The organism is Pseudonocardia wallangbongensis, assembly GCF_054486945.1.
This window is the reverse complement of record NZ_JBRERS010000004.1, coordinates 351,495-372,140: the sequence shown is the minus strand read 5'-3', so window position 1 is coordinate 372,140 and position 20,646 is coordinate 351,495. Positions and strand designations below refer to the sequence as shown.

Sequence of the window (20,646 nt, the reverse complement as noted above, 5' to 3'; positions counted from 1 at the left end):
CACAAGGCCCGGCTTGTCGCAGCGGTCAAGGGAAAATGGCTGCTCCGCAGGGGTGATCAAGGGGAAATGGTCGCTCCCGGAGATCATTTGGCAACCATTTCGCCTTGATCGCGAAGGGCCCGCGCCGCGCGGAGCGTCGGGACGCTGGGACCCGGCACGAACTGCGACGGGACAGTGAGAACCTCGGTCAGCGCCGGTCGCGGTTGACGACGGATTCGTGCGTGTCGCTCGACGCGCGGACGCGCAGCCGCGGGGGCAGCAGGACCGGGTCGGGCCGCCCGCCGTCGAGGATCTCGACGAGCAGCTCCACTCCCCCGCGCCCCATCTCGATGTTCGGGGTGGCGACCGTGCTCAGGGGGATCGGCAGCTCCGCGGCGAGGGACACGTCGTTGTAGCCGACGAGCCCCACGTCCCGGCCGACGCGCAGGCCGGCGTCGCGCAGGGCCCCCATCGCGCCGATGGCGGCGAAGTCGTTCACGGCGAAGACCGCGGTGGGCAGCGGGCCGGGTGAGTCCAGGACCCGTTGCATCGCCTGCCGCCCGCCGGCCGCGTCGAAGGGCCCGTGGACGACCCGGTCGGCCGGCACGGTCCGGCCCGCGGCCGCCCAGCGTTCCAGGAACCCCGCGGTCCGCTCGCTGCCGGTGCTCGCGTAGGGCTCGCCCGCGAGGACGGCGACCCGGGAGTGGCCCCGGTCGAGGAGGTGCTCCGCGACGAGGCGGCCGCCCGCGAGGTCGTCCCCTGTCACCGCCGGGTAGCTGCCGGTACGCCTGCTGACCAGCACGAACGGGACGTCCCTTCGCTCGAGCTCGGCGAGCAGGTCGCCACGCCCGGACGCATCGCCGATGATCAGGCCCTCGACGCGGTGGTCGAGCATGACCTCGGCGCGGGCCCGCTGCTCGTCCGGATCGTCGTAGGTGTTGGCGACGACCGTCCGGTACCCGGCGAGCCGCGCGGCCTCCTCGACGCCCTCGTAGATCGTGGCCAGTACGTAGTCGGACAGGCGCGGGACGAGCATCCCGAGCAGCCGGCTGCGCCGGGTGCGCAGGCCGCTGGCCAGCTGGTCCCGGGAGTACCCGAGCCGGTCCGCGGCGGCCCGGACCCGCGCGGTGGTGTCCGCCGACGGGGCCCGCGCGCCACCGGTCGCGCCGTGCAGGGCACGGGAGGCGGTGGTCACCGAGACGTCCGCGGCCTCCGCGATGTCCTTCAACGTCGCCCGGCGGTGTGGCGAGGCGGGCACTTCGCACTCCTCCGATCGCGGCCGTCGGCCCTTGACGCGACCGCGCGTCCTGCTGTTCAGTGACTGTACAAACGATAGTACAAGATCGAGGGGGTCGAACCGTGTACATCTGCAGCACGTGCGCCGTGGAGCACGCCGAGGCGGTCGAGGTGTGCGCCATCTGCGCCGACGATCGCCAATGGGTGCCCGCGGACGGGCAGCACTGGACCACGCTGGACGAGCTCGCCGCCGCCGGTCACGCGGTGCGCCTGCGGGAACTGGAGCCGGACCTCCACGGCATCACCGTCGAGCCGAAGCTCGGGATCGGCCAGCAGTCCCACCTCGTGCGCACACCCGCCGGCAACGTCATCTGGGACATGGTCGGCTACGTCGACGAGGACGCCGCCCGCAGGGTCCGGGAGCTGGGCGAGGTGGCGGCGATCGTGGCCAGCCACCCGCACATGTACGGCGTGCAGGTGGAGTGGAGCCGGGCGCTGGGCGACGCCCCGGTGCTCGTCTCCGAGGCCGACCAGAAGTGGGTGGCGCGGCCCGACCCGGCGATCCGCACGTGGTCGGGCACCCTCGAGGTCGTGCCCGGGGTCACGCTGCTGCAGCTGGGCGGGCACTTCCCGGGCAGCGCGGTGGTCCTGTGGGAAGCCGGGGCGGGCGGCAAGGGCGTGCTCCTGGGCGGCGACACCATCCAGGCCAACCCGGACCGGGCGACGATGACGTTCATGCGCAGCTACCCGAACCGCATCCCGCTCTCGGCGGCCGTGGTGGAACGGATCACGCGCGGGGTCGAGGGGCTCGCGTTCGACCGTCTCTACGACAACTTCGGCAAGACGGTCGACACGGACGCCCGCGCGGCCACGCGCCGGTCGGCCGACCGCTACATCGGCTGGGTGCGGGGCGACTTCGACCACCTCACCTGAGGCTGAGGGCGGACCGGAGCACGCCGATCAGGGCGTCGAGGGCGGGCGACCACGCGTGGTCGGCGGGGGTGGCGTAGCCGACCAGGACGCCGCCGGGCCCCGCGGCAGCCGCGTGCCAGCCCGGCCCCAGCGCGACGATCCGGATGCCGCGCCCGGCGGCCATGTCCACGACCTCCGCCTCGGTCGGTCCGGCGGGCGGGAGCTCCAGCAGCACCTGGACGCCGGCGGCGGCGCCGCGCACCCGGACCGTCGGCACCTCCCTCGCGAGCCGGTGCAGCAGCTCCCGGCGGCGGCGCCGGTACTTCAGCCGCTGCGCGCGCACGTGCCGGTCGTAGTCGTGGCGGCGGATGAGCTCGGCCAGCACGAGCTGGCCGATCGACTCGGTCTGGGCGTCGGCGTAGAACTTCGCCTCCGCCACCGCGGGCACGAGCCCCCGGGGCAGCACCAGCCAGCCGAGGCGGACCGCCGGACCGAGCGTCTTGGACGCGGTCCCGGCGTACACCACGTGTTCGGGCGCCATGCCCTGCAGCGCGCCGACCTGCTGCCCGTCGTAGGACAGCTCGCCGTCGTAGTCGTCCTCCAGCAGCAGCCCACCGGTCGACGCCGCCCAGTCGAGCAGCGCGCGGCGCCGCGCGGGCCCGAGCACGACGCCGAGCGTGGACTGGTGCGCTGGTGTCAGGACGACCGCGCCGGTGCCGGCGGGCACCCGGCCGACGGCGCCGATGTCGTCGACCGGGAGCGGCAGGACGTCGAGCCCGGAGCGGCGCACCACCTCCCGGTGGAACGGTGCGCACGGGTCCTCCATCGCGATCCGCGTGCAACCCCGGTCGGCGAGCACCCGCGCGACCAGCCCGAGCGCCTGCATGTAGCCCGACGTCACCACGATGGTCTCCGGGTCGGCGATGACACCCCGGGTGCGGCCCAGGTACTCGGCGAGCGCCGTCCGCAGCTCCGGCCGCCCCCTCGGGTCGCCGAGCGAGAACGCCGCGGGCTCGACGCGTGGGAGCACGGTGCGCGCGGCGTTCAGCCAGGCCTGCACCGGGAACGCCGAGACGTCCGGCTGCCCCGGTGAGAGGTCGTGCCGGACCCGCGGCACCGCCGGCGGCGGGGCGAATGGCGTGCGCGGGGCACGGCTTGCGGAGGGCACCGGGGCGACCACCGTGCCGGCTCCCCGCCGCGCGGACAGGTACCCCTCCGCGACGAGCTGGCCGTACGCCGCCGTGACCGTGCCCCGGGCCACGCCGAGCTCACCGGCGAGGGCCCTGGTGGCCGGAAGCCGGGCACCGGGCGCGAGCCGCCCGTCCCGGATCGCCGAGCGCAGCGCCACCTCCAGCCCCGCGCGGCGGCCGTCGGTGCCGTCGGGGTCGAAGCCGAGGTGGAGGTCGAGCCCGCTCCGCGGTTTGGTCCACTCGGATGCCACAGTATTGGACCATACCCACTGAGCCAATCGGTTCTAGCGTCGACGCCGTGACAACCGAAACGACAACAGCCCCGAACGTCTCGATCCCGCCGAGGTTCGACCTGCGCCGGCACGGCGCCGGGCCGGTGATGCAGGCGATGCAGCGGTTCACCCGGGCCACCGAGGAGCAGAACCTGGAGCGCTCCCTGATGGAGCTGGTGAAGATCCGCGCGTCGCAGATCAACGGCTGCGCGTACTGCATCGACATGCACACCCTCGACGCCGAGGCGGACGGCGAGAGCCACCAGCGGATGCACGCGCTGGCCGCCTGGCGGGACACGCCGTTCTTCACCGCGCGCGAGCGGGCCGCGCTGGCGTACACCGAGGCCGCCACGGCACTCGACCACGCCGCGATCGAGGGCGCGCTCGACGCCGCCGAGGCGCACTTCTCCGAGGAGGAGCTGGTCGCGCTCGTCTGGGTGGTCGCGATGGCCAACACCTGGAACCGGGTGGCGATCCCGGCGCGGGCGACGCCCGGCCACTACACGCCCGGACAGATGTCATGAGCACGGCATCGGAACGCGCCGCCCGGCTGCGCGCCCTGCACGTGCCGGGGACGCCGCTGGTCCTGCCGAACGCGTGGGACGCCGCGACGGCCCGCGCGGTGGTCGCGGCGGGATTCCCGGCCGTCGCCACCGCCAGCGCCGCCATGGCCCCGGCCCTCGGGCACGACGACTACGAGGCCACCCCACCGGACGAGATGTTCGCCGCCGTCGCCCGGATCGCCCGCGCCGTCGACGTCCCGGTCACCGCCGACATCGAACGCGGCTACCGGCTCCCCGCGGCCGAGATCGCGGCCCGGCTGGTCGCGGCCGACGCGGTCGGCTGCAACCTGGAGGACTCCGACGCCCGGACCGGGCAGCTGGTGCCGGTCGAGGAACAGGCGGCGCTGCTCGCCGGCGTCCGGGCGGCCGCCCCCGACATCGTGATCAACGCGCGCGTGGACGCCTTCCTGCACGGCTCGGGATCCCGCGAGGACCGGGTCGCCGAGGCCGTCGACCGGGGCCGGGCGTACGCCGAGGCGGGCGCGGACTGCGTGTACCCGCTCGTCGTCGACCGCCTCGACCTCGCGGAGGTGCGGAAGCTCGTCGACGCGATCGGCGTCCCCGTCAACCTCGCCTTCCTGCCCGGCGGGCCGTCGCTCGGCGAGCTCGCGGAGGCCGGGGTGGCGCGGGTCAGCTACGGGCCCGGACTGTTCCAGGTGCTGCAGGGCCACCTCCAGGCCGCCCTCGCCACGATCGCGGCGGGTGGCAGCCCGTACCCCTGACGGCAGTCCTACCCGGAGGCAACGAGCTCGCCCGAGCCTCTGACGACGACGGCACCTGGAGCGGCGAGCACCTCCGTATCCGCCAAGCGCATGATCCGCCGTTTTCGGTTCGTCATGGTCATGGCGGCAGCCATGGGCAACCGATACCGACGATCTTCACGCCCGTGATCCACGGTATCGGGCGCTCATCGTCGTGAGCGCAGCCATGCGCAACCGATAGTTCGGATCATGCCGGCGTCCGGGCGGCACCCGCTGCGTTCCGCGGAACGCACCCACACCACAACGTGATCAGCGGTTCCGCGCAGACACGGGCCGTTTCTGCCGATCATGACCCGCCCCCGCGCACGGACATCACGATCCACAGCTGCGGTACTACCCGAAGGCCACGAGTTCTTCCGATCCTTTGACGACGACGGCGCCCGGAGCGGGGAAAACCTTCGTGAGTATCGAAGATCCGGTCTCCGCGAGCAGTGCATCTCCGAGCGACCGCCGCACGGTGCCGTCGGCCCGGTCGACGATCGTGAGCCGGTACTGGTGCCCCCCGTAGTCCGGCAGGACGTCCAACAGGACTGCGGCGTCGCCGTGGAAAGTGGCCGCGGCCGTCGTCCAGTCGACCGTGGCCCAATGGGCGCCGACCTTCGCGGTCACCGAGTCGTCGGCCAGCTGCCACCTGGGTTCGGCAGCGCCGATCTCGTACAACGATCTTCTGGTCGTGATCACCTCGCCGGCATCGGACGCCAGCACCTCGGCATCGGCCTGAGTCGTCGGCTCCAGCCCGATTCGCCAGTCGATCTGCAGTGGCTCATCGGGGAGCTGGACCGTACCGGCACCGACATCGACGTGGATGGGCGGCGACTTGCGCCAGAGGAGCTCGCCGGTCCCGCCGTCGAGAGCGGTGAACTCCGCGAAACCGGTGCAGTTATCGAGATTTTGGAGGATCACCATGTCGCCGAGGGCAAAGGTGTGGACCAGGCCGCATCGGGACGGCAGCGTGTACTGCCATCTCATCTCACCGGTACGCGCGTCCGTACCGGCGAACCGCATGGGTTCGTAGCGTTGGCGCACCACGATCGAGTCCGTCGCAACGATCCATGGGTCCCACCACGGTGCCGTTTGCGCGGTCGCTTCGTCGTCACGCCAGCGCAGCTCCCCGGTGAACGCGTCGAAGGCGTGCAGCCGGCCGTCGAACGACACGACCACGCCGCGACCCTCGTCGACGGCAACCAGTTCCGGGTAGTACAGCGTGCCGGTCCGCCGGTGGTGCCAGCGCTCCTGACCGGTGCGGCCGTCCAGCGCGACGATGCCATCGCGGGTGGCGACGACGACGCCGGCACCAGCAGCGACGGCCCCGTTGATGTCCTCGCCCTCCGACCACCGCCACAGCACCCGGGTCGGATCGGCAGGAACCGCGGGCGCCTGCACCACCGCGGCGGTCGTCGCATCGACCCGACTCGGCTCGCCCGCAACAGCGACGACGGTGCCCGCCGCAACGACCACCCCCATCACGCCACCGACGAATGCCGCGTACTCCCGCCGCGAGCATGACCGCGGCGCCGCCGCGAACGACCACAGCTGCATCGCTGCGACCTGCACCACCACCGTTCCCAGCAGCCCGAACCCGCACCCCGCCGTCAGGAGCAACGCACGGTCGCCGGGGAACAGCGCCTCGCTGACCTGCGCCCAATGGGTGAAGGACACCAAGATCCCGATCGCGAACAGCCAGACGCCTGCCGGTGCCAGGAACCGAGGCCGTGGGTACGCCGTCAGCCTCCCCGTCGAACCCAGCCACGCCACCACGAGGACCCACGCCACGATCGCGACCGCCACCAGTGCGAGCACCCCACACCCGACCGCAAGATGGGGCGCCGGCCCCGGCCGGTACTGCGGCACCACCGTCGTGTAGGGCTCGCCGCCGTCACTCGTCGGGTACACACCATCGGCGACGACCAGGGCGTAACCCAGCACGCCGATGCCCGTCACCAGTACGCCGACGCCGGCCCACAGCGCCGCCTGCGAGCGTGTCCCCTCGTCCATGGAATCCCCTCCCCGACACGTAGATCACTGATCTGACCGGATGGTTGGGGCCCGTAGGCCTACGGATGCGCGACCCGCACCGGCTCGGCCACGATGAGCCCGCCGGGCGTCGACAGAGGGGGGATGATCCGGTTGCCGATGTGGTTGCGTGTCACGCTGCTGCTCGCCAGCACCGGGTGGGGCATCTACGTCGCCGTCCGCCGGGAGGATCGCCTGTTGCGCCGGCTCGCCCGGGCCGCGGGCGGGAGCGTCTGGCGAGCGCTCGTCGTGATCACCGGGTGCTACCTGGCGCTCGTGGCGGTCCTCGCGCTCTGCGGCCTGGCAGCAGCGATCATCAACGACGCCGGCCTGCCGGTGCTGACGATCCTCGTGCTGCTCGTCGGTCTGACCGTCACCGCGCCGTTCCTGTGGCTGCTCGCCCCGGCGGGTGGCGCCGGGGCCGCACCGGCGACCTCCTACCGCGATCTGCGACGCCGGGGCGCGACGAAGGGCGTGGCGCGCGCCATCGCCTATCCGGCCGTGGTCTTCTACTTCCTCCTGCTGCTGCCCGCGATGATGGGGACGGGGATGGGCGTGATCCTGGTCGAGTGACCGGACGGGCTCAGTCCGCGACCACCACCGTGATCCCGGCGCCGCGGAGCCGCTCGAGCTCCGCCGGATCGGCGCTCGCATCCGTGACCAGCGTCCAGCCGGGTTCGAGCCGGGCCCAGGCGTGGAACGGGCGACGCCCCAGCTTCGCCCCGTGCGCGAGCACGTGGACGTCCGCGGCCCGGCGGGCCATGAGCTCCTTGAGCCGGGTCTGGGCGAGGTCGGCCTCGCACAGGCCGTCGGCGGTGACGCCGTCGGCGCCGAGGAAGGCCCGGTCGAACGTCAGCCGCTCCAGGGCCGTCTCGGCGATGGGGCCGACGAAGCCCTCGCTGAGCGGCCGCAGGGTGCCGCCGAGGCAGTGGACGGTGACCGCCTCGGCGTCGCTGAGCTCCTGCAGGACGGTCAGCCCGACCGTGACGACCGTGAGGCCGGGCACCGTCCGCAGCTCGTGGGCGAGCGCCCCGACCGTCGATCCCGCGTCCAGGAGCACCGTCTCGCCCGGGCCGACCTCGGCGGCGGCCACCCGTGCGATCGCCCGCTTGGCGGCGAAGGCCTCGCCGGTCCGCTGCCGCAGCGACGTCTCGGGGTGCGCGGGGAGCGCCATGGCGCCGCCGTAGGTGCGGGCGAGCCGGCCCGCGGTGGTCAGCAGGGCGAGGTCGCGCCGGATCGTCGAGGCCGTGACCCCGAACGCCTGTGAAAGCTCGTCGACGCTGGCCAGACCCGATGTGGTGGCGAGCCGGACGATCTCGTCGCGGCGCCGCTGCGATCCGCGTGCCGGCACGGCGTCAGGCCATCGGCCGCGACGACAGCTCGGCGGCCTGGCGCAGCGCCTCGACCATGCTGCCGGGCTCGGCCGCACCCGTTCCGGCGATGTCGAAGGCGGTGCCGTGGTCGACCGAGGTGCGGATCACCGGGAGCCCGACCGTGATGTTGACGCCGGCCTCGATGCCCAGCACCTTGACCGGCGCGTGCCCCTGGTCGTGGTACATCGCGACGATCAGGTCGTAGTCGCCGCGCCCGGCCAGGAAGAACGCCGTGTCGGCCGGGAGCGGGCCGCGGGCGTCGATGCCGTCGGCCTGCAACACCTCCAGCGCCGGGACGATCTTCTCCTCCTCCTCGCCGTGGCCGAAGAGGCCGTTCTCGCCCGCGTGCGGGTTGATGCCGCAGACACCGATCTTCGGGTCGGCCACGCCGGAACGCACGAGCGCATCGTGCCCGCGCCGCACCGTGCGCTCGACGAGGCCCGGCTCGATCCGCGCGACGGCGTCGATCAGGCCGAGGTGCGTGGTGACGTGCACGACCTTCACCTTCGGTGTGGAGAGCATCATCGACACCTCCTCGGTGCCGGTGAGGTGGGCGAGCAGCTCGGTGTGGCCGGGGAAGCGGTGCCCCGCGGCGTGCAGCGCCTCCTTGTTGAGCGGCGCGGTGCAGATGGCCTGCACCTCGCCCGCCACCGCGAGCTCCGCCGCCACCCGGATGTACTGGTAGGCGGCCTCGCCCGCGACGGCCGACACACCTCCCCACGCCAGGTCCTCCGGCAGCAGGCCCAGGTCGATCACGTTGATCCGGCTGCCGCCGAACCCGGCCTGCGCGGGCCCGTCGATCGAGACGATCTCCACGTCCCGGCCGAGGATCCCGGCGGCCGTCCGGAGCCGGGCCGCGTCGCCGATCACGACGGGACGGCAGCGCGCGAGCGTGCCGGGGTCCAGGACGGCCGGGACGATCACCTCCGGCCCGACGCCCGCACCGTCCCCCATCGTGACGGCGACGAGGGGCAGGGTGTCGTTCGATGTTGCGGTGGCGCTCATGGTGCCTTCCTGGTGTGCGTGCGTGCGGGACTGCAGCTCCGCGACGATGTCGCGCAGTGAATCGACCCCGCCGAAGCTGCCGGGCCGGGTGACGACGTGGCGCCCGTCCGCCGTGCGGCTGCGGACGGCGCCGTGCCCGATCTGGGCGAGCGGTTCGAGCTGGTCGATCCCCAGCTCGTCGAGTACCCGCCGGGCGGTCTCCCCGCCCGTGAGGACGAGGTCGGCGCCGTCGGGGCCGGGGTCGAGGTCGACGACGGCGCGCGCGAGCTCGGCCACGACGGCCCGCGGGTCGGGGCCGGTGAGCGGGGCGGGGCGCAGGACCGTGACCCCCGGTCCGAGGGCCGCCCCGGCGAGCGGCAGCCGGAGCTCGCGTGCCCCGCCGGCGAGCAGCCGCTCCACCTGCCGGGCGGCGACGTCCGCGGCGGAGCCGACCACGACGAGCACCGACGGGGGCCGCTCGGCGCGCCGAACGCCGACCTCCGGCGACGGGCCGCCCAGCATTCGCCCGACGGCGGCGGCGAACCCGCCCGACCCGGACAGGGCGACATCGGGCCGAGCGAGGGCCGCGGCGGCCAGGACGTCCAGGTCGGCGTCGGTGGCGGCGTCGCAGATCACGACGGGCGCCCGCTCCAGGGCCGCGTCGAGGTTCCGGGCGAGGTCGCCCCACCCGGCGTCCAGGCCGAGCACGGTGGTGCGCAGCGGGGCCAGTGCGGCCGCGACGCTCGGCGGGGCGGGCCGGGGCTCGATCCGCCACGCGTCGGTCTCGTGCAGCGGGACCCCGGAAAGGCGCACGACCCCGTCCCGAACGGTGCGCCCGGCCACCGGCAGCGCCGCGGCGAGCACCACGGGCCGGTCGGCCGCGAGCGCCCCGATCTCGGCCGCGAGGTTGCCGCGGAGCAGCGAGTCGATCTTCTTGAAGATCCGGGCCGACGGCGGCGCGAACCCGAGGGCGGTGCGCACGGCCCGGGTCGCGTCCGCCGGCGTCGCGGTGCGGCTGTCGAGGTCCACCACGGTGAGGCCGGGCGCCACCGGGAGCGGGCGCCCGCCCCCGGCGAGCACGACGCGCGCGCCGACGCCCGGGCGGGCCAGCGCGGCGGCGGTCTCCGCGGCGCCGGACAGGTCGTCGGCGACGACGAACAGCTCGGTGGTCCTCGGCACCGGTCCTCCCTCCCAGGTCCGGGTCCCATCATGCGCCACATGCGCGGTTCGCGCGAGCCGATCAGTAGCATTGCGCACATCACGCATTCGCGGGCGTCGAGGAGGTTTCATGCAGAGCACGGAGGTGGCCGGCCTCTCGGTGTCCCGGCTGGTGCTGGGCACGATGAACATCGGCGACACGGTCGATGCCGCCACCGCGGGCCGGATGCTCGACGCCGCCGCGGAAGCCGGCATCACCATGCTGGACACCGCCAACGGCTACGCGGGCTCGCGGTGCGAGGAGATCCTCGGCACGCTGCGCCCGGAACGGTTCGCCGTCGCCACCAAGGTCGGCATCCCGCACCCCGACGCAGGCGGGGCGCCACCGCTGTCGGCCGAAGCGATCCGGGCCTGCATCCGGGGCAGCCTGTCCCGGCTCGGCCTGGACCGCGTCGACGTCTACTACCTGCACCAACCCGATCGGGCCACCCCGGTCGCGGAGACGCTCACCGCGATCGCCGAGCTCGTGGCGGCGGGGACCGTCGGCACGCTCGGCGTCTCCAACTTCGCCGCGTGGCAGATCGCCGAGCTGCGCCGCGTTGCCGCCGAGACCGACACACCGCAGCCGGTGTTCTCCCAGCCGCTGTACAGCCTGCTCGCCCGCCGCATCGAGGAGGAGTACGTCGAGTTCAGCGCCCACGCCGGGCTCTTCGACATCGTCTACAACCCACTCGGCGGCGGCCTGCTCACCGGCCGGCACCGCTTCGACGCGATCCCCGACGAGGGCCGCTTCGGCAGCTCGAGGGTCGCCGAGATGTACCGGAAGCGCTACTGGAACCCGGTGCTGTTCGACGCCGTCGGCCGGCTTGCCGGCATCGCCGAGGACGCCGGGCTACCGCTGCCGGAGCTGGCACTGCGGTGGCTGCTCACCCGGGAGACCGTCGGCGCCGTACTCGTCGGCGCGTCGAGCGTCGAGCAGTTGCAGCGCAACGTCGAGGCCGCCGAACGCGGCCCCGTCGACGCGGACCTCGTCGCCCGCTGCGACGAGGTGTGGGCCGACCTGCGCGGCCCCGTCCCCGCCTACAACCGCTGAAGGAATCGCCGGAGACCACCTGACCGCAGCCCGCGGGGTCGCCGGGCACGTGGGCCGAACGGCACGATCGCTCGCACCTAGCGAGCGAGGGTGCCGTTCGCACCAGCTGCGGCGGCTCCCCGTCAGGCTCCCTCGACCGAGCCCGGCGGCAGGAAGTTCACGTCGTGCTCGGCCGAGCGGCGCACGACCTCCTCGGGGTCGGTGAGGTCGTGCAGCTGGTCGAACAGCGCCGCGAGCCTCCCGGCGGGGCTCACCCAGAACAGGCCGCGGGTGGGTGCCTCGCCCCGGTTGTAGTAGGCGTGCGGCAGGTTGCGCGGCATGAGCACGGTGTCGCCCGGCCCGGCCGTCGTCCACTCGCCGTCCAGGTACAGCGTGAACACGCCCTCCAGGATGTAGATGTGCTCGTCCTGGAGGGGGTGGACGTGGGGCGGCACGCCGGTGCCCGGCGGGTCGTAGGTCTCGAACGCGAAGCTGGAGTCGCTCACGGCCTTCGGCCAGTAGGTGTGGCCGAGGATGTTCCAGACCGTCTTGCGCACCCCCTCCCCGGCGAGGGTGATGCCCTTGGGCAGCGGGCCGAGCACGATCTCGTCACCGGTGAGCATCGCCCGATCATCCACCCTTCAGGGCCACGACGCAGCCGACCGGCGGGTCCAGATCGAGCGTCTCCACGCGCAGGTCGGTGTAGCCCGCACGGACGAGCAGGTCCCGGAGATCCGCCACGGCCTGCGCCGTGGTGGCGCGCCGGTCCACGCCGGCGTGCGTGAGGTGCACGCGCCCCTCGCGGACGGCGGCGGCGTTGCGCCGGCCGGCCTGCCGGACCATGACCTCGGAGTGGTCGATGCCGTACACCTGCCCACGGGTCACACGGGCGGCGACGGCGATGCCGGGACCGAAGCCGATCTCGAGCACGCGCTCCGCGGGCTGCACGTCGAGCAGCGACACCACCCGCCGGTTGCGCTCCACGTTCGAGCGGCGATGGGCCATGACCCGACCGACCACCCCTCCGGTGATGCCGCGGGGATGGTGGAACTGCCCCACGAGCTTGCCGATCAGGCGCCGCTTGACGGTTGTCGTCATGAGCGCCGGCCAACGGCTTCAGGTGCACATGAAGTCAAGCCGCGGCGACCTGCCCGAACGCCGCCAGCGCGACGCCCTGCCAGCGCTCCCATTCGGCGATCCGCGCCAGGTGCTCCGCGCGCACCGGCTCGAAGGACCTGCCGAAGAAGACCCGCAGCGGCGGCTCCTCGGCGTCGACCACGGCGAACAACGCCGGGGCCGTGGCCGCCGGATCGCCACGCTCGAAGGACTCGGCGTCGGGCCGGATCCGGTCGTAGGCGGCGATGGGCGTGCTGCGGCGGCCGGCTTCCAGCCAGCCCGTGCCGTACGGGCCGGGCTCGACGTTGGTCACCCGGATCCCGAGGTCGCGCACTTCCTTGGAGAGGGCCTCGCCCAGCCCTTCCAGCGCCCACTTCGACGCGTGGTAGGCGCCGACGCCGGAGTAGGTCCGGACCCCGCCCTCGCTCGAGACGTTCACCAGGTGTCCGGAGCCCTGCCCGCGCATGATCGGCAGCGCGGCCTGCAGGACCCAGAGCGCGCCGAAGAAGTTCGTCTCCATCTGGTCGCGGATCTCGGCCTCGGTGAGCTCCTCGACGGCGCCGAAGTGCCCGTAGCCCGCGTTGTTCACCACCACGTCCAGCCGGCCGAACGTCTCGGTGGCCCGGCGGACCGCCTCGAACACCGCGTTCCGGTCGGTCACGTCGAGGCGCAGCGGCAGCAGGGCGTCGCCGTGGGTCGCGACGAGGTCGTCGAGGGAGCGGGGATCGCGCGCGGACGCGGCGACCCGGTCCCCGCGCCGCAGTGCCGCCTCCGTCCAGATGCGGCCGAAGCCGCGGGACGCGCCGGTGATGAACCAGACCTTCTCGTTCGTTGCCATGCGCCCAGCCTCCGTCGCCCCGACGTGTGCGACAAGCTACTGTTGTGCACACTAGGCATGAGCGATCCGCATACTATTGGGTCTATGGCCGAGATGACGCTCGTCGGGCTCCGCGTCGTTCTCGAGGTCGCGCGGCAGGGCTCGTTCAGCGCCGCGGCGGTCTCCCTGGGCTACACGCAGTCCGCGGTGTCCCGTCAGGTCGGTGCCATGGAGTCGGCCGCGGGCGCCACCCTGTTCGAGCGCCTCGCCCGGGGCGTGCGGCCGACGGCGGCGGGCGAGGTCGTGGCCCGGCGCGCGGCACGGGTCCTCGGTGAGGTCGACGGCGCGCTGGAGGAGATTTCCGGGGTGCGCGACCGGCTGGCCGGTCGCCTGGTGGTCTCGGGTTTCCCGGCCGCCGCGGCGGTCCTGCTGCCCCGCGCGATCGCCCTGCTCGGGCAGCGGCACCCCGACCTCCAGGTCGATCTGCAGGAGGCGGCGAGCCCGGTCCAGCTGCGCCGGTTGCGCGCCGGGCGGATCGAGGTCGCGCTGGTCGCGACGGTGGACATGGTGCCGGAGCGGGACCTGGCCGGGCTGCGGCACGAGGCGGTGACGATCCCGCGCGGCCCCGGGATCGGCGTGGCGGCCGGCCACCGGCTGGCGGACCGGGACGCCGTCACCGTCGCCGACCTCGCCGAGGAGACCTGGATCGTCGGGTCGGGCCCGGCGGGCGAGCCGCAGTTCGGGCCGTGGCCGGGGCTCGACGGGCCCCGGATCGGCCACGAGGTGCGGAACTGGGCCACCCGGTTCGGGCTGGTCGCCGCCGGCCTGGGGATCACCCGCGTGCCGGGGCTCGCGGCGGAATCGGTCCCGCACGGCGTGCGGTGGCTCCCGGTCGACGATCCGGTCACGAGCTCCCACGGGTCGCTCGAGATCGTCACCGCGGAGTCGCCGTCGCCGGCTGCGCGCGCGGTGGTCCAGGCCCTGCGCGTGGAGACGGCGCGGATGGTGGGGTGAGCCTCAGGGCACGAGGCCGCGGAGCAACCCGGCCGTTCCCGCCTCGTGCAGGCTGTGCAGCGCACGCAGGTACGGCTCCGTGAACGCGGGCCGCTTCGCGAGGTCACCGAACACGTCGGTGGCGGCGAGGAACGCGAGCGGCTCGGTGCGCTGCCGCGCCGCGAGCGGGGCCAGCCGCTCGTGCAGCGGGTCGGAGATCGGCAGCGGCCGCCCGGCCTCGTCGGTCCCCTCCGAGTACCGCGCCCACATGGCGACCAGCGCCGCGCCCGCGTCGACCGGGCGGCCCGCGGCCAGGTTGTCGCGGACGGCCGGGAGCACGAACTTCGGGATCCGGTCGGACGCGTCCGTGGCGAGCCTCGCGAGCGTGTCCGCGATCGCCGGGTTGGTGAACCGCTCGAACAGCTCGGCGACGTAGGCGTCGAGGTCGATGCCGGGCACCGGGGGCAGGGTCGGGCGCGCCTCCGCCGTGTACGCGCCGAGGAAGCCCACGATCGACGGGTCGGTCGCGGCCTCGTGCGCGAAGGTGTGTCCCACCAGCAGGCCCGGGTAGGCGAGCCCCTGGTGGCTCGCGTTGAGCAGCCGCAGCTTCATCAGCTCGTAGGGCGCGACGTCGTCCACGACCTGCACGCCGACCTCCTCGAAGGCGGGGCGGCCCATCGGGAAGCGGTCCTCGAGCACCCACTGCACGAACGGCTCCGCCGGGACCGGCCAGCCGTCGTCGATGCCGTACCGGTCGTGCACCAGCCGCCGGTCCGCGTCGGAGGTGACCGGCGTGATCCGGTCGACCATCGAGTTGGGGAAGGCGACCTCCGCATCGATCCACGCCGCGAGCTCCGGGTCGACCCGCTGCGCGTACGCGGTGACCACGCGGTGCGTCACCTCGCCGTTGCCGGGCAGGTTGTCGCAGCTCATCACGGTGAACGGGGGTGTTCCGGCGGCGCGACGGCGGGACAGGGCCTCGGTGATCAGGCCGAAGGCCGTCACCGGCTCGTGCGGGGTGCGCAGGTCGCGCCGCACGGCGGGGCCGGTCGCGTCGAACTCACCGGTGGCACGGTCGACGAGGTAGCCGCCCTCGGTGACGGTGAGCGACACGATGCGGGTGGTCGGGGCCACCAGCACCCGCAGCACGGCCTCCGGGTCGTCGGGGGCGAACAGGTAGTCGTGCACCGAGCCGATCACCTGTGGCTCCACCGTGCCGTCGCCGTGCTTCACCACCAGCGTGTACAGGTGGTCCTGGGCGGTCAGCACGTCGCGCATGCGGGCGTCGCCGGGAAGCAGCCCGACCCCGCAGATCCCCCACTCGAAGGCCGTGCCGCGGTTCATCAACCGGTCGACGTACATGGCCTGGTGGGCACGGTGGAAGTTGCCGAGACCGATGTGGACGATCCCGGTCGTGATCCGGGACCGGTCGTAGCCGGGCCGGGCCACGTCGGAGCGGGGCTCGATCGTGAGCGTCATTCTCGGCCGTCCCTGGTCTCGAACTCGAACGTGTAGTCGACGAATGATGAGTCGGTACCCCCGACGATCGCACGGCACCGGTCCCGGCTCCCGCAGACGGGGTTGCGTCGGGGGACATTCGCCCTTGGTAGGGGCGCCGGGCCGCCTGACTAGGGTCCGGTGGCGTGGAATACACGCTCGTGGCACTGGCGATCGCCGGCGTACTGGTGATGGTGACCGCCGGCGCGCTGGTCAACCGGCGGGAGTCGGAGCGCCGCCAGATGCGGCGGCTGGCCCTCGTCGAACGCAAGCTGGACGCGGTACTCGACCAGCTCGGCGTCGAGATGCCCGACCCGCACCTCCAGGAGGTCGAGGCCCTGCTGCGAAGTGGGAAGACGGTCCAGGCGATCAAGGCCTACCGCGAGGCCACGGGCGCGGGGCTACGGGAGGCCAAAGAGGAGGTGGACCGGCTCAGCGGGCGGGCCTGACGTCACTCCTTCGAGACGTGGGCGAGCACGTTGACCACGGTGCCGCTGGGGTCCTCCACGAAGAACCTCCGGACCCCCCACGGTTCGGTGGTCAGCGGGTACACGACGCGCAGCCCGCGGCGCACGGCCTCGGCGTGCGCGGCGTCGACCGCGGCCGGGTCACCGAGGTCGACCCCGAAGCGCGGCGGGGGGTTCTCCATCCCCCGGGGCGGGATGAGGACCTGGGCCGTGGGGTTGGCCGGCGAGGTGACCCCGAGGACCGGGTCGTCCATGGCGATCTGGAACCCCAGGACCCCGACGTAGAAGTCCCGGGAGGCGGCGAGGTCATCTCCGTCGGCGTAGGCGACGACTCTTCTGATCATCGAGTCAGGATGGCAGCCAGGCGCCCCCGACGGCTTGGAGAAAAGGGAGCTCGACTAGCTCCCTCGCGCCTCCTCCCGGAGCAGGCCGTAGATCACCACGTCGTGGTAGCGCCCGCCCTGCTGGGCGCCTACGCGACTGTCCGGTGCTCCCGTCCCGCGACCAGGCCCTCGACGATCGCCGGTGCGGAACGCCGCGGAGTTGTCCACCGGCTCGAGATCGATGTGACGGGTCTCCGAGCAAGATCCAAGCCCCGTGAGGTCTACGTCGTCCCGGTGGACGACTTCTGCCGGCCGGGTTCGGCGGCATCCACCCTGCGAGGCGGGCACCCGCGCGCCGCGGACAGCGCTTCCCAAGGATCACATGCTTGCGACCGCCCCCGGGAGGGCCATGAGCGGGACCTCGCAACGATCAACGCGTCATGATCGGTCCGAGATTCGCCGCAGCGCCCACCCGAGGGCGCCCAGCCACAGCTGATCACGAAGAGGCCGCCTCCGGTGGCGCCGCGCACCCTCCGGGCAGGCCCCGGCCTGCCCGCGCAGCCCGCCGGCTCCAGCGCGGCCGCATCCGGAGTCCCCGTCAGGCCGCTGACCTGGGGTGATGCTCCTCCGGTTGGACTCGAACCAACAACCCTGCGATTAACAGTCGCATGCTCTGCCAATTGAGCTACGGAGGACCGTACGGGCGCGGGGACGAAGCCCCCGCTGGCAGGGAGAACCTTAGCGCACGGCCCCCGCCCGCCCGCGGGGCCCCTCCCCGGCGGCGTCGGTGTGCTTGTGCCCGTTGACCGCCTCCTCGACGCGGGCGCGGACGACGCCCGAGGCGGCCTGGACGGCGGGGTGGTCGGCGACGCGCTGGTAGGTGCGGCGCAGCTGCTCGTAGCGTTCGTGGCCGGCGCGGGCGCCCAGTACGTACCCGACGGCGGCGCCCAGCAGGAACTTCCACATGTCGTCTCCCCGGTTCGTGCGTCCCCCCGTCCGTCCATGGTGCCGCGCGGCGGGAGCGCCGGAATCGGCCGATCGCCGATGGGTACGTTCGGCGCTGCGGCCGGACGGACCCGTCCGCCTTGACACGTGCCGGACTCCCATACCAGGGTCGCTTGGGTTTCTGTTCGGAAGTGTTGTCTTGTGTGCGAGTCACCCGATGAGAGGACGACGTGCTCCCCTTCCCCGGCATCGCGATGGGCTGCGACTACAACCCCGAGCAGTGGGACCCCTCGGTGTGGCGCGAGGACGTGGCGCTGATGAAGGAGGCGGGTGTCGGGTTCGTGACGCTCGGGGTGTTCTCGTGGGCGCTGCTCGAGCCCATCGAGGGCGAGTACGACTTCGAGTGGTTCGACGAGGTTCTCGAGCTGCTCCACACGAACGGCATCGCCGTCGACCTGGCCACGGCCACCGCGTCGCCGCCGCCGTGGCTCACGACGCGCCACCCGGAGGTGCTGCCGGTCGACGCCGAGGGGCGCACGCTCTGGCCGGGCAGCCGGCAGGCCTGGTGCCCCAGCTCGCCGGTGTTCCGGGACCACGCGCTGCAGCTCGTCGGCGAGCTGGCCCGCCGGTACGGCAGCCACCCGGCCCTGAAGCTCTGGCACGTCAGCAACGAGCTGGGCTGCCACGTCGTGCGGTGCTACTGCGACGTGAGCGCCGCCGCGTTCCGCCGCTGGCTCGTGCGCCGGTACGGCTCGGTCGACAAGCTGAACGAGGCCTGGGGCACGGCGTTCTGGTCGCAGCGCTACTCCTCGTTCGACGAGGTGCTGCCGCCGCGGCTCACGCCCACGTTCACCAACCCGGGCCACGAGCTGGACTTCTCCCGCTTCTCGTCCGACGCGCTGCTGGACCACTACCGGGCGGAGCGCGACGTGCTGCGGTCGCTGTCGCCGGACGTCCCGGTCACCACGAACCTGATGGTCAACCCGCGGCAGGCGGGCACGGACTACTTCCGCTGGGCGCCGCAGCTCGACCTCGTCTCGCAGGACCACTACATCGACACCCGGCTGCCGCGCCCGCGCGCCGAGCAGGCCTTCAGCGACGACCTCACGCGCGGCGTCGCGGGCGGCGAGCCGTGGATGCTGATGGAGTCGGCCACGAGCGCGGTGAACTGGCAGCCGGTGAACCCGGCGAAGAAGCCGGGGGAGCTGCTGCTCGACTCGCTGCGCCACGTCGCCCGCGGCGCCGACACCGTCGGCTTCTTCCAGTGGCGGGCGTCGAGGGCCGGCGCGGAGAAGTACCACTCGGCGCTCGTGCCGCACGCGGGTCCGGACTCGGCCCGCTTCCGCGAGGTCGCGGAGCTCGGGGCGGCGCTGCAGAAGCTCGGCGACGTGGCCGGGAGCACCGTCGATGCGGACGTCGCCCTGCTGATCGACTGGGAGGCCTGGTGGGCCTGCGACCTCGTCTCGCACCCCAGCTGCAAGGTCCGCTACATGGATGCCGCGCTGCGCTGGCACCGCGCGGTCACCGAGCTGGGCGCCACGGCCGACGTCGTGCACCCCTCGGCCGACCTGTCCGGCTACAAGCTGGTGATCGTCCCGACGCTGTACCTGTGCACGGACGAGACGGCCGCAGCCCTTCAGGCGTACGCGGATGGCGGCGGGCACGTGCTCGTCACCTACTTCTCGGGGATCGTCGACGAGCACGACCACGTCCGCCTCGGCGGCTACCCGGGCGCGTTCCGGGAGCTGCTGGGCGTGCGCACGGAGGAGTTCGCGCCGCTCCTGCCCGGGGTCACCGTCGCGCTCGACGACGGCAGCAGCGCCGACGTCTGGACCGAGCTGCTCGAGGCGAGCGACGCGGAGGTCGTCGCCAGCTACACCGACGGCCCGCTACCCGGCACGCCCGCGCTCACCCGCCGGGCCGTCGGCGAGGGCGCGGCCTGGTACCTCGCCACCTGGCTGGACGACGACGCCACCGCTTCGCTGGCCGACCGGCTCACGCGGGAGGCGGGGGTCGAGCGGTTGGAGGCGCCGCAGCCCGGGCTGGAGGTCGTGCGCCGCGGGCGGTACCTGTTCGTGCTCAACCGCGGCGACCTGCCGGCCGGCGTCCCGGCCACCGGCACGGACCTGCTCACCGGTGAGCGGGCCGACGGCGAGGTGCGGGTGGCGGCGGGCGCCGCCGCCGTGATCGAGTCGGACGAGGGCTGATGCTCGCCCGGCAGCGCCAGGAGCTGATCCTCGACGCCGTGCGCACCGACGGTGGCGTGCGCGTGTCGGAACTGGTCGACCGGCTGGGCGTGTCCGACATGACCGTGCGCCGCGACATCGACGAGCTCGCCCGGCGCGGGCTGGTCTCCCGCGTGCACGGCGGCGCGACCGCGACCGGCAGCAGCGTGGAGGAGCCCGGCTTCGCGGTGAAGTCGACGCTGCACACGGCGGCGAAGCGGGCGATCGCCGAGGCGGCCGCCGCGCTCGTCGAGCCGGGGGCGTCGGTGGCGCTGTCGGCGGGTACCACGACGCATGCCGTCGCGTCGGTGCTGCTGGGGATCCCGCGGCTCACGGTCCTCACGAACTCGTTGCGGGTGGCCGAGGTGCTGCACGCGTCGCCGCGCCCCGACCTCACGGTCGTGCTCACCGGCGGTGAGCGCACCCCCTCGGACGCGCTGGTCGGGCCGGTCGCGGTGGCGGCCCTGCGCGGGCTGCACGTCGACTGGCTGCTGATGGGGGTGCACGGGATGGATGCCGGGGCCGGCTTCACCAGCCCGAACCTGGCGGAGGCGGAGACGAACCGGGCGCTCTACGACTGCGCCCGGCAGGTGGCCGTGGTGGCCGACAACTCGAAATGGGGAGTAGTGGGGTTGAGCACGATCGCGACCCTCGACGAGGCCGACGTCGTCGTGAGCGACGACGGCCTCGAACCGGAGGCACGTCAGGTCCTGGAGCAGAGCTGCGGACGGCTGGTGCTGGCGGCATGAC

The 20,646-nt window shown here is 73.5% G+C and carries 20 protein-coding genes and 1 tRNA gene; 9 read left to right on the top strand and 12 right to left on the bottom strand.

The window, feature by feature from the left end; genetic code table 11:
* Window positions 1-187 precede the first annotated feature (187 nt).
* A complete protein-coding gene (locus ACU436_RS16935; protein ID WP_459026315.1) occupies window positions 188-1,237 on the bottom strand; it encodes a LacI family DNA-binding transcriptional regulator in 1,050 nt (349 codons plus the stop codon).
* Between the two features lie 101 nt (window positions 1,238-1,338).
* Between ACU436_RS16935 and ACU436_RS16930 the strand changes: the two genes are divergently transcribed.
* Entirely contained in the window at window positions 1,339-2,148 is an 810-nt protein-coding gene (locus ACU436_RS16930) for an MBL fold metallo-hydrolase (protein ID WP_459026313.1), read from the top strand.
* On the opposite strand, the gene pdxR is transcribed toward ACU436_RS16930, so the two are convergent.
* On the bottom strand, window positions 2,141-3,568 hold the full coding sequence (gene pdxR / locus ACU436_RS16925) for a MocR-like pyridoxine biosynthesis transcription factor PdxR (protein ID WP_459026312.1): 1,428 nt from the start codon (window positions 3,566-3,568) through the stop codon (window positions 2,141-2,143). The two genes, ACU436_RS16930 and pdxR, sit on opposite strands and share 8 nt — an antisense overlap.
* A gap of 47 nt (window positions 3,569-3,615) precedes the next feature.
* Between pdxR and ACU436_RS16920 the strand changes: the two genes are divergently transcribed.
* Together ACU436_RS16920 and ACU436_RS16915 are read left to right on the top strand one after the other, a co-directional pair.
* Window positions 3,616-4,113 carry a carboxymuconolactone decarboxylase family protein gene (locus ACU436_RS16920; RefSeq protein WP_459026311.1) on the top strand — a complete coding sequence of 166 codons (498 nt, stop codon included), beginning with the start codon at window positions 3,616-3,618 and terminating at the stop codon, window positions 4,111-4,113.
* The gene (locus ACU436_RS16915) at window positions 4,110-4,874 is read left to right on the top strand and encodes an isocitrate lyase/PEP mutase family protein (RefSeq protein WP_459026310.1); all 765 of its coding nucleotides are present in this window, start codon (window positions 4,110-4,112) and stop codon (window positions 4,872-4,874) included. Before ACU436_RS16920 ends, ACU436_RS16915 begins: the two co-directional genes overlap by 4 nt.
* A 372-nt stretch (window positions 4,875-5,246) precedes the next feature.
* Here ACU436_RS16915 and ACU436_RS16910 read toward each other — a convergent pair whose 3' ends face one another.
* Window positions 5,247-6,671, bottom strand: a complete 1,425-nt coding sequence (locus ACU436_RS16910; protein WP_459026309.1) for an outer membrane protein assembly factor BamB family protein — start codon at window positions 6,669-6,671, stop codon at window positions 5,247-5,249.
* Window positions 6,672-7,031: 360 nt separating this feature from the next.
* On the opposite strand from ACU436_RS16910, the gene ACU436_RS16905 reads away from it, so the two are divergent.
* Window positions 7,032-7,499: a hypothetical protein gene (locus ACU436_RS16905; protein ID WP_459026307.1), complete on the top strand. Its 468-nt coding sequence runs from the start codon at window positions 7,032-7,034 to the stop codon at window positions 7,497-7,499.
* Between the two features lie 10 nt (window positions 7,500-7,509).
* Here the strand turns inward: ACU436_RS16905 and ACU436_RS16900 are convergent, their stop codons facing one another.
* Window positions 7,510-8,277, bottom strand: coding sequence for a DeoR/GlpR family DNA-binding transcription regulator (locus ACU436_RS16900; RefSeq protein WP_459026306.1), 768 nt, complete (start codon window positions 8,275-8,277; stop codon window positions 7,510-7,512).
* A 4-nt stretch (window positions 8,278-8,281) separates the two neighbouring features.
* Window positions 8,282-10,462, bottom strand: a complete 2,181-nt coding sequence (gene pdxA, locus ACU436_RS16895) for a 4-hydroxythreonine-4-phosphate dehydrogenase PdxA (RefSeq protein ID WP_459026304.1) — start codon at window positions 10,460-10,462, stop codon at window positions 8,282-8,284.
* Between the two features lie 109 nt (window positions 10,463-10,571).
* Between pdxA and ACU436_RS16890 the strand changes: the two genes are divergently transcribed.
* Entirely contained in the window at window positions 10,572-11,534 is a 963-nt protein-coding gene (locus tag ACU436_RS16890) for an aldo/keto reductase (protein WP_459026303.1), read from the top strand.
* 122 nt (window positions 11,535-11,656) lie between these two features.
* On the opposite strand, the gene ACU436_RS16885 is transcribed toward ACU436_RS16890, so the two are convergent.
* From ACU436_RS16885 to ACU436_RS16875, 3 genes are read right to left on the bottom strand one after another with little or no spacing between them, the layout of a single operon-like run.
* Window positions 11,657-12,136, bottom strand: a complete 480-nt coding sequence (locus tag ACU436_RS16885) for a cupin domain-containing protein (protein ID WP_459026301.1) — start codon at window positions 12,134-12,136, stop codon at window positions 11,657-11,659.
* A 7-nt stretch (window positions 12,137-12,143) separates the two neighbouring features.
* Entirely contained in the window at window positions 12,144-12,611 is a 468-nt protein-coding gene (locus ACU436_RS16880) for a class I SAM-dependent methyltransferase (protein WP_459026299.1), read from the bottom strand.
* Between the two features lie 34 nt (window positions 12,612-12,645).
* Window positions 12,646-13,467 carry an SDR family NAD(P)-dependent oxidoreductase gene (locus ACU436_RS16875; RefSeq protein WP_459026297.1) on the bottom strand — a complete coding sequence of 274 codons (822 nt, stop codon included), beginning with the start codon at window positions 13,465-13,467 and terminating at the stop codon, window positions 12,646-12,648.
* An 84-nt stretch (window positions 13,468-13,551) separates the two neighbouring features.
* Between ACU436_RS16875 and ACU436_RS16870 the strand changes: the two genes are divergently transcribed.
* Window positions 13,552-14,460 (top strand): LysR family transcriptional regulator, encoded by a 909-nt coding sequence (locus ACU436_RS16870; protein WP_459026295.1) that lies wholly within the window; start codon window positions 13,552-13,554, stop codon window positions 14,458-14,460.
* Window positions 14,461-14,463: 3 nt separating this feature from the next.
* Here the strand turns inward: ACU436_RS16870 and ACU436_RS16865 are convergent, their stop codons facing one another.
* Entirely contained in the window at window positions 14,464-15,918 is a 1,455-nt protein-coding gene (locus ACU436_RS16865) for a mannitol dehydrogenase family protein (RefSeq protein ID WP_459026293.1), read from the bottom strand.
* Between the two features lie 164 nt (window positions 15,919-16,082).
* Between ACU436_RS16865 and ACU436_RS16860 the strand changes: the two genes are divergently transcribed.
* The gene (locus ACU436_RS16860; protein ID WP_459026291.1) at window positions 16,083-16,385 is read left to right on the top strand and encodes a hypothetical protein; all 303 of its coding nucleotides are present in this window, start codon (window positions 16,083-16,085) and stop codon (window positions 16,383-16,385) included.
* 2 nt (window positions 16,386-16,387) lie between these two features.
* Here the strand turns inward: ACU436_RS16860 and ACU436_RS16855 are convergent, their stop codons facing one another.
* The 3 genes from ACU436_RS16855 to ACU436_RS16845 all read right to left on the bottom strand — a co-directional run bounded on the left by ACU436_RS16855 (window position 16,388) and on the right by ACU436_RS16845 (window position 17,692).
* Window positions 16,388-16,747, bottom strand: a complete 360-nt coding sequence (locus ACU436_RS16855; protein WP_459026289.1) for a VOC family protein — start codon at window positions 16,745-16,747, stop codon at window positions 16,388-16,390.
* 601 nt (window positions 16,748-17,348) lie between these two features.
* A tRNA-Asn gene (locus tag ACU436_RS16850) sits at window positions 17,349-17,421 on the bottom strand.
* A gap of 43 nt (window positions 17,422-17,464) precedes the next feature.
* Entirely contained in the window at window positions 17,465-17,692 is a 228-nt protein-coding gene (locus ACU436_RS16845) for a hypothetical protein (protein WP_459026287.1), read from the bottom strand.
* A 209-nt stretch (window positions 17,693-17,901) separates the two neighbouring features.
* On the opposite strand from ACU436_RS16845, the gene ACU436_RS16840 reads away from it, so the two are divergent.
* Together ACU436_RS16840 and ACU436_RS16835 are read left to right on the top strand one after the other, a co-directional pair.
* A complete protein-coding gene (locus ACU436_RS16840; protein WP_459026285.1) occupies window positions 17,902-19,878 on the top strand; it encodes a beta-galactosidase in 1,977 nt (658 codons plus the stop codon).
* Window positions 19,878-20,645, top strand: coding sequence for a DeoR/GlpR family DNA-binding transcription regulator (locus ACU436_RS16835; RefSeq protein WP_459026284.1), 768 nt, complete (start codon window positions 19,878-19,880; stop codon window positions 20,643-20,645). Before ACU436_RS16840 ends, ACU436_RS16835 begins: the two co-directional genes overlap by 1 nt.
* Window position 20,646 lies beyond the last annotated feature (1 nt).

Excerpts from the sequence above, each read along its gene's own strand:
- ACU436_RS16875 (WP_459026297.1), bottom strand. The coding sequence starts at position 13,467 with ATGGCAACGAACGAGAAGGTCTGGTTCATCACCGGCGCGTCCCGCGGC.
- ACU436_RS16915 (WP_459026310.1), top strand. The coding sequence starts at position 4,110 with ATGAGCACGGCATCGGAACGCGCCGCCCGGCTGCGCGCCCTGCACGTG.
- ACU436_RS16845 (WP_459026287.1), bottom strand. The coding sequence starts at position 17,692 with ATGTGGAAGTTCCTGCTGGGCGCCGCCGTCGGGTACGTACTGGGCGCC.
- ACU436_RS16870 (WP_459026295.1), top strand. The coding sequence starts at position 13,552 with ATGGCCGAGATGACGCTCGTCGGGCTCCGCGTCGTTCTCGAGGTCGCG.
- ACU436_RS16865 (WP_459026293.1), bottom strand. The coding sequence starts at position 15,918 with ATGACGCTCACGATCGAGCCCCGCTCCGACGTGGCCCGGCCCGGCTAC.
- ACU436_RS16880 (WP_459026299.1), bottom strand. The coding sequence starts at position 12,611 with ATGACGACAACCGTCAAGCGGCGCCTGATCGGCAAGCTCGTGGGGCAG.
- ACU436_RS16835 (WP_459026284.1), top strand. The coding sequence starts at position 19,878 with ATGCTCGCCCGGCAGCGCCAGGAGCTGATCCTCGACGCCGTGCGCACC.
- ACU436_RS16855 (WP_459026289.1), bottom strand. The coding sequence starts at position 16,747 with ATGATCAGAAGAGTCGTCGCCTACGCCGACGGAGATGACCTCGCCGCC.
- ACU436_RS16885 (WP_459026301.1), bottom strand. The coding sequence starts at position 12,136 with ATGCTCACCGGTGACGAGATCGTGCTCGGCCCGCTGCCCAAGGGCATC.
- ACU436_RS16905 (WP_459026307.1), top strand. The coding sequence starts at position 7,032 with ATGATCCGGTTGCCGATGTGGTTGCGTGTCACGCTGCTGCTCGCCAGC.
- ACU436_RS16890 (WP_459026303.1), top strand. The coding sequence starts at position 10,572 with ATGCAGAGCACGGAGGTGGCCGGCCTCTCGGTGTCCCGGCTGGTGCTG.